Genomic DNA, 11,986 nt, shown 5'->3' on the forward strand with positions numbered 1-11,986 from the left:
CATGATGGATTTGGAATTTGACATAGAGCTCAATGGCAGCGCGTATCAAGTGATGTTCGGTCACACGATTGATGACCTGATCGGTGTGCTGGCGCTACGTGAAAAAAACATCGCTGTCGCAGTGAATCGCCACATTATTCCCCGTAGTCAGTGGAGTGGCTTGTTACTGCAACGCGAGGACAAAGTTGATATCGTCCGCGCGATTGGTGGTGGGTGATCGCTCATTGTAGCCGAATACAAAAAGATGTTGCCCAGACCTCTAGCGTGGATGAGCAGCATCGTTCAAGCGTGATGTGAACAAAGGAAATCAAATGCAAACAACAGACGGCTTTACCATTGCCGGAAAAACCTACCGCTCTCGTTTATTGGTCGGTAGCGGTAAATACAAAGATCTTGAACAAACACGATTAGCAACCGAGGCGGCAGGTGCCGAGATCATTACCGTCGCGATCCGACGCGTGAACATCGGACAAGACCCCCACGCGCCGAGTTTACTCGATGTGGTACCACCTTCCCGCTATACGATCTTACCTAATTCTGCGGGATGTTATAACGCTGAAGACGCTGTCTACACCTTGCAGTTGGGGCGTGAATTATTAGGTGGACACAAACTATGTAAACTCGAGGTGCTGGGGGATGAAAAGACGCTATTTCCCAATATGCCTGAAACCTTGAAAGCAGCAAAAACGCTGGTGAAAGACGGATTTGATGTGATGGTCTACTGCAGCGACGATCCTATTCAAGCCAAAATGCTCGAAGAGATCGGCTGTGTTGCTGTCATGCCTCTAGCATCGCTGATTGGATCGGGGATGGGGATTTTGAACCCATGGAATTTATCCTTAATCATCGAACAGGCGAAGGTGCCCGTGTTGGTCGATGCTGGCGTAGGAACCGCTTCCGATGCAGCGATTGCCATGGAATTAGGCTGTGATGGCGTATTGATGAACACAGCCATTGCGGGTGCTCGTGATCCGGTGCGTATGGCCCGCGCAATGGGATTGGCGGTGGAGGCGGGAAGAGAGGCTTTTCTGGCAGGACGAATGGCACGTAAGTTTGCCGCCTCGCCGTCTTCCCCTATGGCAGGGCGTATTGTCTGATGACGCGCGCACAACGCCCCTGTGTTCTCGTGTTTGCGGGGCATGACCCGAGCGGTGGCGCGGGTATTCAGGCCGATATTGAAGCGATCGCTGCGCAAGGAGCGCATGCTTTGCCTGTCATCACCGCCCTGACCGTACAAGACAACGATCACGCTTATGCGGTGCATGCCGTAGACGCACAGATCATCCTTCAGCAAGCGATGACGCTCGTGGCGAAGATCCCTGTGTCTGTGGTTAAAATCGGTATTGTCGCTCACAAAAAAAATGCAGCGGCGATTGCGCGTTTTATCGAACAGTTGCGACAAAAACGTCCTCAACTGCACGTCATTGTCGACCCAGTTCTGGGAAGTGGACAAGGTGATCGCCTCTCGCTTGATGACGCCATTGAGGCAATCCAGCCTTTGTTATCGGTTGCCACACTGATTACGCCTAATTTGCCTGAGTTGTCGCGTTTATCAGCAAGCGCGGACGGTGTGGATGCGCAAGCGCAGGCGCTATTGCTGAGCACATCGGCAGATGTGTTGGTAAAGGGAGGGCATGGATGCGAGGATCAGGTGAGAAATAGTTGGTACCAGACCCAGCATTTGCAGGCGACCCAAGAGTGGCGATGGCCAAAGCTAGCGGGCGAATTTCATGGAAGCGGTTGCACACTCGCATCAGCGATTGCTGGTCGCCTTGCTATGGGTGATTCGCTACCGCGGGCATTGGATCAAGCGCAGCGCTACACTCAGGCATCGCTGGCACACGCCTATGCGATCGCGCCAGGGCAGTTGATCCCTCAACGAGAAAGAAGAAATGATCAATATGACTAAATTAAGCGGGTTATATATTGTCACCCCAGACTGGGATGAGACAGAGAGATTGTTGTCAGTCACAGAGCAGGCCCTACAAGGTGGAGCCAATATTGTTCAGTACCGCCACAAAACAGCGAGCCCTGCATTACGCCAAGAACAAGCCCAGGCCTTGCAACAGTTGTGTCGGCAATATCAAAAGCCGTTCATCATCAATGACCATCTCGATTTATTCTTAGCCTTAGATGCTGATGGGCTTCATGTTGGTGGGACGGACATGTCTGTTGCAGCGGTACGATCACTCGTTGGCCCCGATAAAATTGTGGGTGCATCCTGTTACGGAGATCTCTCACTCGCACAGCAAGCAGTCACGCAGGGCGCAAGCTACATTGCCTTTGGTGGATTTTATCCTTCACGAATTAAAAAGTACGCAGTGACGACACCGTATGAGATTGTGTCAACCGCAGGTGCGACGTGGCACATACCGAAGGTAGTGATTGGTGGCATGACCTTAGAAAATTGTCAGCCGCTCGTTCAACAAGGGGCTGAGATGGTGGCGGTCATTAGCAGCGTTTATATGGCAGCAGATCCCCAGAGTGCAGCACAGTCGTTTGCGCAACTGTGGGATGACGCTGGGAAATAGCCCAACGATGACGTACCCCCTGATATTGCTTCAATTGCATGTTTGTTGATGAGATAGCGATATCGGTCGAAAGACGTTAGGTTTGAGCGAGAGATCGGTGCATTGAACGGCGCAGCGGTCTCTCTCTCCCGTATAATCGGGGTATGCAAAATTTACTTCATAATCTTAATCCTGAGCAGCTTGCTGCAGTGACTCTTCCGGCGCAATCCGCCCTGATTCTGGCGGGTGCCGGATCGGGCAAGACGCGCGTATTAACGACCCGGATTGCATGGTTGATCCAGACTGGGCAAGTCTCGCCGGGCGGTATCCTGGCCGTGACATTTACCAATAAAGCGGCGAAAGAGATGATGTCGCGCTTATCGGCCATGTTGCCTATCAATACGCGTGGTATGTGGATTGGTACGTTCCACGGCTTATGTAATCGTTTGTTGCGCGCACATCATCGCGATGCTGGCTTGCCGCAAACTTTTCAGATTTTAGATTCGGGCGATCAGTTGTCGTTTATTAAACGCTTGTTAAAAGCGAATAATATTGATGACGAGAAATTCCCGCCCAAAACCTTGATGTACTTCATTAACAGTGCCAAGGATCAAGGCTTGCGGGCCGCCCAAGTGGATGCGTACGACGATTTCAACCGCAAAATGGTGGCTTTGTACGATTTATATGACGCACAGTGCCAACGCGAAGGTGTGGTGGATTTTGCCGAGCTGTTATTGCGTACGTATGAATTGTTGAGCCGTAACCAACCGCTGCGTGAACATTATCAAGAGCGTTTCCGCCATGTGCTTGTGGATGAGTTTCAAGATACCAACGATTTGCAATACAAATGGCTCAAACTCATGGCAGGTGCGGGTCAGCGCCGCGCGGGTGCCGTATTTGCGGTGGGGGATGACGATCAGAGTATCTATGCGTTCCGCGGTGCCAATGTGGGCAACATGTCGGCGTTTGAACGTGAATTTGAAGTCAAAAATCTGATTAAACTGGAACAGAATTACCGTTCCCATGGGCATATTCTCGATAGCGCCAATGTTCTGATTGAAAACAATAGCAAGCGACTGGGTAAAAATTTACGTACCGATGCCGGACACGGTGAACTGGTCCGCGTTATGGAAGCAAGCAGTGATATCCAAGAAGCGAATTGGATCATCGAAGAAGCAAAAAATTTGATCCGTGAAGGGTCGTTGCGTAGTGAAATTGCGATCTTATACCGCTCTAATGCGCAATCCCGCGTGATCGAGCATGCTTTGTTCACGGCCAATATTCCGTACCGTGTGTATGGCGGGCAACGCTTTTTTGAACGTGCGGAAATTAAGCATGCGATTGCTTATTTGCAGCTAATGGATAACCCACACAATGATTCTGCATTTTTGCGTGTGGTGAACTTCCCGACGCGCGGTATTGGCGCACGGTCTATCGAGCAGTTGCAAGACGCCGCCAAGCAGCAAGGAAGCTCATTGTATGCCGCTGTGCGCCACGTAGGAGGCAAAGCTGGATCCTCCTTAGCGAACTTCGTGAAACTCATTGAGGGTGCACGCTTCGAGACGCAAAACTTGCCGTTGCCCGAGATGGTGAAGATCGTACTCGATCTGAGTACCTTGATCACGCACTACCAAACGGAAAAAGAAGGCGCAGACCGGATTGAAAACTTGGAGCAGCTCGTCAATGCGGCGACCTTGTTTGTTTCCGAAGAAGGCTTTGGCAAAGAAGCGCCGGCGTTTAGCGGCCCCGCCAGTAATGCCGCCGTGCTCTTAGACAATGGTGACGGGACCAGCATCATTGATGCGGATGCAGCACTACCGACGTTGATGTCGCCATTGTCAGCATTCTTGTCGCACGCTTCGTTAGAGGCGGGTGATAACCAAGCGCAAGCAGGTCAGGATGCGATGCAATTGATGACGGTTCACTCCGCCAAAGGCTTGGAGTTTGATGCGGTATTCATTACGGGGCTTGAAGAGGGCTTATTCCCTCACGAAAATAGCGCGCAAGAAGAATCTGGTGTGGAGGAAGAGCGACGCCTCATGTACGTCGCCATCACCCGTGCACGCAAACGCCTCTATCTGAGTTTTTCACAAACACGGATGTTGCACGGTCAAACCCGCTACAACATGCGGTCACGTTTTTTTGATGAGTTGCCTGAGGACTCGTTGAAATGGTTATCGCCCAAAGTGCAGCCAAGCTGGTTTGGGCAAAGCAAAAAATCAGCGTGGGATGACGTGTCCATGGACGATGCTGGACACGATGCCAACAGGATTGCGCAGCAAATGACGAAGCAAAGTTCGTCGATGACCTGGCGCATCGGTCAGGGCGTTGCTCATCCGAAATTTGGTGAGGGTGTCATTGTCAACATTGAGGGCAGTGGGACCAATGCACGGGCACACATCAATTTTGGCCAATTTGGTATGAAGTTACTCGATTTGAGTGTGGCCAAGTTGGAAAAAATCTAATAGACATCACCAAGGTCATGTCGTGGCGTTCACTGTCGACGGCGGTCTCTTTGCGGGATCGTCCGTCCATTGTGATCGTTAACCGGAACAAGGAAGTACGATGGTAAGAGATCAGTTACTCAATTATGTCGCAGCAGGACTGTTTGGTCTGGCGGTGTTGCATACCTTTTCGACAAAATTTTTTCTTAATCTTGCACACCGTAGTCCGCGACATGCGGGGTTGTGGCATTTGCTCGGTGAGGTAGAAGTTGTTTTCGGTTTTTGGGCGTTGGTGCTCGTGGCGTTAATGGGCGTCATGTTGGATCAGCATCACGCCATTGCCTACCTTGAGGCGCAGAACTTTACAGAACCACTTTTTGTGTTCGTTATTCTGGTGATTGCTGCGACCCGTCCGGTGTTGTGGTTGGTTGAGGACATCATTGCACGGTGCGCTCGGGTTCTCCCTTTTGCCCCGACTTTATCGCTGTATTTGTTGTGTTTAACCCTGGTGCCGTTGCTGGGATCATTCATTACTGAACCAGCAGCGATGACCTTGGCTGCCTTGATGTTGAAGGAGCATTTCTATCAGAAAAATATTTCCTCACGCATGAAATACATGACGCTTGGGGTGTTGTTCGTCAACATTTCCATTGGCGGTGTATTAACGCCATTTGCAGCGCCGCCAGTGCTGATGGTGGCGGAAAAGTGGGGATGGGATATCGCAATGATGAGCAGCGCTTTTGGTTGGAAGGCAGCTTGCGCCGTTGTCTTAAATGGGTTGCTGCTGACGCTGTGGTTTAAACGTGAGTTACTCAGCTTACCCACAGCGAACCAAGAGAAAAATGCGGTGCCAATGCCTTTGACGGTGGTTGCAATACATTTGTTATTTTTGGCGATGACGGTGTGGTTCGCGCACTATCCGGTCGTATTTCTAGGGTTGTTTATGTTTTTTTTGGGCTACACCGAAGCCTATCAGCGCTATCAGGACCGATTGATGCTCAGAGAAGGTCTGCTGGTGGCGTTTTTTCTGGCAGGCTTGGTCGTACTGGGTGGGTTACAACAATGGTGGCTACAGCCGCTGTTAGCGGGGCTCAATAGCACGGTACTCTTCTTTGGCGCGCTGTCATTGACCGCGATTACGGATAATGCCGCATTAACTTACCTTGGTTCGTTGGTGAGTGGCTTATCAGAGCCGGCGAAGTATGCCCTGGTCGCTGGCGCAGTAACAGGTGGCGGATTGACGGTGATTGCAAATGCACCTAACCCGGCGGGCTACGCTATTTTGAGGGAATGTTTTGACGAGGGGGCAATCAGTCCCAGTGGATTACTTCTCGCAGCGATCATCCCAACGATGATGGCGGCGTTCTTCTTTCTCGTGTTTTAAAAAAGCGAGCGACGTATCAGCATTATCCGGTGATGACGTTGTTTTACTGTGATGTCATCAGCCCTCTAATTCAACGCCGTCATTCTTCCGCATTGCAGCAAGTTATTGACAGCGTTGTATTCGCTTTATTAAATGTAATACGCCGTTGTCGTCATGACTTTTGCCATGCACTTCATTCCAAGACGTACAGGCAGTGGTAGCTCGCTGGCACCGAGTGACTTCGCCGCTGCCCCGTGGGCCACTTCATCAACGCGCATCTGTTCAACAATCGCACGTGATTTGATATCGTTGGCTGGCAGGGCTTGTAAATGACTGGCGAGATGGGCTTCGACTTGGCGTTCGGTCTCGACAACAAACCCAAGGCTTGCTGCGTCGCCACATTTAGCCGCAACAACGCCGCAGACATAGGCACCGGCGTACCACAATGGGCTCATGAAGCTGGTGTGGGAGTTCAATTCTTTCAACCGCTGTGCGGTCCAGGCGAGATGATCTTCTTCTTCGATACAGGAGTGTTGTAGCTGGCGAGCAACTTCCGGTGTGTGTGAGAAGCTGCTTTGCGCGTCGTACAGTGCTTGTGCACAAATTTCACCGACATGGTTCACTCGCATCAGCCCAGCACTGTGCTTTTGTTCCTGTTCTGACAGTGCATCAGCGGCAATATGTGCAGCAGGGTTGGGGCGTGAACTTTTTGCTTGTGCTGACACCGTGCGCAGCGCACGATCAAAGGCAATCAATAGACGATCAGGACGAGGTAAAGACATAGCGTGACTCAATCTGGCAATGTGGATCTTGGATGATTGCTATTGTAGAGCAGATAGACGTCCACCGCCTGACACGCTTCTTTGCGCTAACGTAATCTTTCTTCTGATTTTTTTAGGAAAAGATTTTTAACGCACATTTTCAATTGAAAACTTTGTTGCGCCATCACCACAATTAATGCCTTTAGATACGATCGTTCGCAAATTTGCTTTGCTCAAAATCGACTAGTTTGATTCAATCAGACTTAGCTTCTGAATCGACAAATAAATCAATAGGTTTCGAAGTTTTAGCGTTAAAACACAAAAAGAACCAATTAGAGTTCGTTCCATCGCTGGATAATCAATCACAAATTTGGAGACACCCACAATGAAAAAATCACTTATTGCTTTTGCCGTCCTCGGTGCTTTTGCTGCGTCCGCATCAGCGCAATCCAATGTAACGCTCTACGGCATCATTGATGCTGCCGTGATGTACAACACCAATCAGACTGCTGCTGGTGGAAATAAATTGACCCTCGATGCGGGCCAGTTATTAACATCTCGCTGGGGTATTAAGGGTAGCGAAGATCTGGGTGGCGGTATGAAGGCGATGTTCAACCTAGAGGGTACGCTGGCGAACGATACCGGTGCTGCTGGTGCAGGCTTTGGTGGTAATTCTTTCACGCAGGCTGGTAACAGCACTTCGTTGTTTGACCGTTTGTCTTGGTTAGGTTTGAGTGGCGACTTCGGTACTGTTACTGCAGGTCGTAACAACATTTTGGGTGTTGATTCAGTCGGCTTGGCGGATCCAATGGGACTGGCACATGCTGGCAGCAATCCTAACGTGATGTTCAGTGCATTGAACGCGGGTTCGTTATTCGGCGGTTTCGGTACAAACCAAGGTGGTACAGGACTGCGTCAGAACAACTCTGTTAAGTACGTGTCTCCTTACCAAAACATGAACGGCTTCGGTGTTGGCTTAATGTACGGTGCGGGTGAGCAGGCTGGTAACACATCGGGCAGCCGTTATATGGGTGCATCGACATTCTTCACTGATGGTAAAAACGGCGCGGCAATTTCGTACGCGAAACTGAACGATGTCACTGGCAACGCTTCCTTGGCTGGTTTTTCTCTGGGTCTGAAATACTACGTGACACCAGACGTAAAGCTGAACTTCACCTACTCTCAGAATAAAGTAGATGGCTCGATCAAGATTCCTGTGAGTGCTACGTTGGCATTGGATGCAAATCAACGCAAAATCGCTGTGATTGGCGCTGGTGTTGATTATTCTCTGTCTCAGCAGACAACATTGACTGCGGCTTACTATGACACGAAGCGTTCTGGTGACGTAGGCGGCCTGCTCGATGGTAAAGCGGATCAGTACATCTTGCTTGGCAAGTATGCATTGAGCAAGCGTACGACAGCGTATGCGTCGGTTGTGTACGCAAAAGCAGGTTCTTCAGAATCCAAAGATACAGGCCTGTCCTTAGGTATTATCGCAGCCGGCAACTCAACAGCTGTCCGCACAGCAGTGGGTGTGTTGCACTCCTTCTAAGCTGAAGATAATTCGCTAAATTTTAAATTCGCAGTATTTAAAAGCCTCATTCGTGAGGCTTTTATTTTTTTATTTTCCCGAATTATTTTTTTTGAATGAGGCTCAAAAATTTTAATCAGACGATAACTGTTGTAAAACAGCGAAAAAATTATATAAATCATAATTTTCGTTGCTAAAGTGAGACATTTTTGGCTCAACTTCGGTCAATAAGGGCGAATTTGCTTGGCTGTAAGCGGTCATATTTGGTCAAATACGTTAACTTCTCGTTTGCCGAATAAGTAGTTTTAAGTATTAGCACGACATCCGAATGATGTATCACCAGTTCGCCTCGTGCTTCATCAAGTTGTTTTGTATTCAAATCCTTTGGAGAAAAAAATGAAAAAATCACTTATCGCTCTGTCAGTATTGGCAGCTATCTCTGGTGCGGCACAAGCGCAATCCAGCGTAACAATCTACGGTGTTGTTGATATGGCTTTCCAAGCTGAAAGCAACGGCGCAGGTAAAAAATACGCTATCGACAGCGGTGAGCAAGCTGGTTCCCGTCTGGGTTTCAAAGGTACTGAAGATCTGGGTGGCGGTCTGAAAGCAATCTTCGATCTGGAAGCTGGTATCTTGGCTGACAGCGGCGCATCCCAAGGTGGCCTGACATTCGGTCGTCAATCATGGGTTGGTTTGACTGGTGACTTCGGTACAGTAAAAGCTGGCCGTCAATACACACCACAGTTCTACTTCTTCGACGCAGTTGACCCATTTGATCTGGGATTCACTTCCGGTAACGCTGGTGCTTCCACTTCCACAGGCGGCGTATTCGGTTTCTTGTCCGCAAGCTCATGGCGCGTGAACAACAGCGTTAGCTACCAAACAGCTAACATCGATGGCTTCAGCGCAATGGCATTGTATGCTGCTGGCGAAGTTGCTGGTGACACATCTGCAAACCGCTCTGTCGGTATCAGCGCTCAATACGCTGCGGGTCCAGTGTACGTTGGTGGTGTTTACTACTCTCAAAACGACGCTAAAGGCGTTGCTTTGAAATCTGGCTTGTTGGGTGCAACTTATGACTTCGGCGTTGCTAAAGGCGCAGTTGGCTACTCCCAAGACAAAAAAGACGACAACACTATCGATCGTAAAGGCTACACACTGGGCGTAACAGTACCAGTTACAGCAGCTGACAACATCTTGGCAACTGTTGCACGTCTGAAAGACAACGCTGCTAACGGTAACAGCACACAATTGGCAATCGGCGCAACACACGCATTGTCTAAGCGTACTAACCTGTACACTTCTGCATCCCGCGTAAGCAACGATGCAACAGTGAACGGCGGTGGCTTGGCTGCATTCAAAGGCGCAAAAGACTACCTGTTCAACTTCGGCGTTCTGCACTCCTTCTAATATACGGCAGGCGTAAGCCTGCTTGGTTAAAGAACGAAAAAAAAGCACCTTCGGGTGCTTTTTTATTTGCGCTCAAAAAATGTAGCTTGGTATCAGATAGATATTCGGATGACTGAAGTTGGCGCGGGAAGTGGGTGTGTGAAGTGGAGGGTGATCTGGCGTGATGTTGGCGGCACCACACCGAGTTCAATACTCAATAGGTGTGGTATCCGCGAAGGCTCGTGGAGAGCGTAATGCTGCCCTCAGTCGGGCGTATTAGACTGGTTGGGTGGAGTAACGCCAAAGTGCTCGTAAGCCAACGTTGTCGCAATTCGACCGCGTGGCGTCCGTTGCAAATAACCTTGCTGGATCAGATAGGGCTCTAGGACGTCTTCAATCGTGTCTCTTTCTTCACCAATTGCTGCAGCAACGTTATCGAGGCCGACAGGGCCGCCGCCGAATTTAAATAGGATTGCTTCGAGTAGCTTTCTGTCCATCAGATCAAAGCCTACCGTATCGACATCGAGCATCTTTAATGCCGCATCGGCAATGGCTTTCGTGATTTCACCATTGCCTTTGACCTCCGCATAATCTCTCACACGGCGTAGCAAGCGGTTGGCAATACGTGGTGTGCCTCGGGCACGGTTAGCGATCTCACGTGCACCGTCTTCTTGGATTGGTGCATTGAGTAATGATGCTGAGCGTGTGACGATGCGGGTTAATTGTTCCGGTGTGTAAAACTCCAAGCGCGCCACGATACCAAAACGATCCCGTAATGGATTGGTGAGCATACCTGCACGCGTCGTTGCACCAACGAGTGTGAACGGTTGCAAATCAAGTTTGACTGAGCGCGCAGCTGGCCCCTCGCCGATCATGATATCGATTTGGTAGTCTTCCAGCGCGGGATACAAAATCTCTTCCACGACCGGTGATAAGCGGTGGATTTCGTCGATAAATAAGACGTCGTTGGCTTCTAAGTTCGTGAGCAGGGCGGCGAGATCGCCTGCGCGTTCAAGCACCGGGCCTGAGGTCTGGCGCAGATTCACCCCCATTTCGCGGGCAATAATGTGCGCTAAGGTTGTTTTACCTAAACCTGGTGGTCCGAACAACAAAGTGTGATCGAGTGCTTCTTTGCGCTGGCGCGCTGCCGTAATAAAAATCTCGAGCTGTGAACGTATTTTTTCCTGTCCTACGTAGTCGTCTAATTGCTTAGGACGTAACGCGCGCTCGATCGCTTCTTCACTGGAGGAGACTGGTGTCGCAGAAATAATCCGCGTCTCTGCCACTTCGGAAAAGAGATTGTCGGTTTGTATGCTCATCGCTTACCCTTTTGACAGTGCTTTAAGAGCCAGTTTGATGCCTTCAGAGACACCGCTGCCCGCAGGTACGGATTTCATGGCAATCGTGGCTTCTTTGTCTGAATATCCTAGGGCAAGTAAGGCATTTAAAATATCGCCGCTATGATCGCCCGCCGCCATGGCAGCGCTGGCGCTAAATAAGTCTGCGCCGAGTTTACCTTTGAGTTCAAGCAATAGACGTTCTGCTGTTTTTTTCCCAATGCCCGGAATCCGCGTCAGTCGACCGGCTTCCTGCAAGGTAATCGCTTGTGATAAGTCTGCCACTGACATCCCAGATAAAATCGCCAGCGCTGTCCGAGAGCCAACCCCACTGATTTTGATCAGTTGGCGAAACGTGGCGCGCTCTTCAGCACTCCCAAAACCAAACAAGACATGCGCATCTTCACGGATAGCCAGATGCGTCAGTAACGCTACTTTTTCACCGAGTGGGGGGAGATTGTAAAACGTGCTCATTGGCACATCGACTTCATAGCCAACCCCTTGGCAATCAATCAGCAATTGTGGAGGATTTTTTTCGAGTAGCGTGCCTGCAATGCGACCTATCATGAGACGGCTTTCATACTGTATGAATAAACAGTGATCATAAACGATTCTCTTCCACTTGACGAGAACCATTGCGATCTTGGTGTT

General features: G+C 49.9%; 11 protein-coding genes. 8 read left to right on the forward strand and 3 right to left on the reverse strand.

Annotated features, from left to right (window positions below; translation table 11 throughout):
- Position 1: 1 nt before the first annotated feature.
- The 6 genes from thiS (at position 2) to ACO0K2_RS00150 (ending at position 6,338) form a co-directional block, all read left to right on the forward strand.
- A complete protein-coding gene (gene thiS, locus ACO0K2_RS00125) occupies positions 2–217 on the forward strand; it encodes a sulfur carrier protein ThiS (RefSeq protein WP_423014506.1) in 216 nt (71 codons plus the stop codon).
- Between the two features lie 94 nt (positions 218–311).
- Positions 312–1,097: a thiazole synthase gene (locus tag ACO0K2_RS00130; RefSeq protein WP_423014508.1), complete on the forward strand. Its 786-nt coding sequence runs from the start codon at positions 312–314 to the stop codon at positions 1,095–1,097.
- Positions 1,097–1,909, forward strand: coding sequence for a bifunctional hydroxymethylpyrimidine kinase/phosphomethylpyrimidine kinase (gene thiD, locus ACO0K2_RS00135; RefSeq protein WP_423014510.1), 813 nt, complete (start codon positions 1,097–1,099; stop codon positions 1,907–1,909). The genes ACO0K2_RS00130 and thiD overlap by 1 nt, the downstream gene beginning before the upstream one ends.
- Positions 1,902–2,531 carry a thiamine phosphate synthase gene (gene thiE / locus ACO0K2_RS00140; protein WP_423014512.1) on the forward strand — a complete coding sequence of 210 codons (630 nt, stop codon included), beginning with the start codon at positions 1,902–1,904 and terminating at the stop codon, positions 2,529–2,531. The genes thiD and thiE overlap by 8 nt, the downstream gene beginning before the upstream one ends.
- Before the next feature lie 143 nt (positions 2,532–2,674).
- Complete coding sequence (locus ACO0K2_RS00145) at positions 2,675–4,975, forward strand: UvrD-helicase domain-containing protein (protein ID WP_423014514.1); 2,301 nt, start codon at positions 2,675–2,677, stop codon at positions 4,973–4,975.
- 100 nt (positions 4,976–5,075) lie between these two features.
- Positions 5,076–6,338 (forward strand): putative Na+/H+ antiporter, encoded by a 1,263-nt coding sequence (locus tag ACO0K2_RS00150; RefSeq protein ID WP_423014516.1) that lies wholly within the window; start codon positions 5,076–5,078, stop codon positions 6,336–6,338.
- Positions 6,339–6,466: 128 nt separating this feature from the next.
- Here the strand turns inward: ACO0K2_RS00150 and coq7 are convergent, their stop codons facing one another.
- Positions 6,467–7,099, reverse strand: coding sequence for a 2-polyprenyl-3-methyl-6-methoxy-1,4-benzoquinone monooxygenase (gene coq7 / locus ACO0K2_RS00155; RefSeq protein WP_423014518.1), 633 nt, complete (start codon positions 7,097–7,099; stop codon positions 6,467–6,469).
- 364 nt (positions 7,100–7,463) lie between these two features.
- Here coq7 and ACO0K2_RS00160 point away from each other — a divergent pair, with 364 nt between their 5' ends.
- Positions 7,464–8,630, forward strand: a complete 1,167-nt coding sequence (locus tag ACO0K2_RS00160) for a porin (RefSeq protein WP_423014520.1) — start codon at positions 7,464–7,466, stop codon at positions 8,628–8,630.
- Positions 8,631–9,005: 375 nt separating this feature from the next.
- A complete protein-coding gene (locus tag ACO0K2_RS00165; protein ID WP_423014522.1) occupies positions 9,006–10,019 on the forward strand; it encodes a porin in 1,014 nt (337 codons plus the stop codon).
- 242 nt (positions 10,020–10,261) lie between these two features.
- Here the strand turns inward: ACO0K2_RS00165 and ruvB are convergent, their stop codons facing one another.
- Both ruvB and ruvA read right to left on the reverse strand, forming a co-directional pair.
- Positions 10,262–11,317, reverse strand: a complete 1,056-nt coding sequence (gene ruvB, locus ACO0K2_RS00170; protein WP_423014524.1) for a Holliday junction branch migration DNA helicase RuvB — start codon at positions 11,315–11,317, stop codon at positions 10,262–10,264.
- Between the two features lie 3 nt (positions 11,318–11,320).
- Positions 11,321–11,902 carry a Holliday junction branch migration protein RuvA gene (gene ruvA / locus ACO0K2_RS00175; RefSeq protein ID WP_423014526.1) on the reverse strand — a complete coding sequence of 194 codons (582 nt, stop codon included), beginning with the start codon at positions 11,900–11,902 and terminating at the stop codon, positions 11,321–11,323.
- Between the last annotated feature and the right edge of the window lie 84 nt (positions 11,903–11,986).

The sequence above is a fragment of the Undibacterium sp. MH2W genome (assembly GCF_049340215.1).
Classification (GTDB): domain Bacteria; phylum Pseudomonadota; class Gammaproteobacteria; order Burkholderiales; family Burkholderiaceae_D; genus Undibacterium.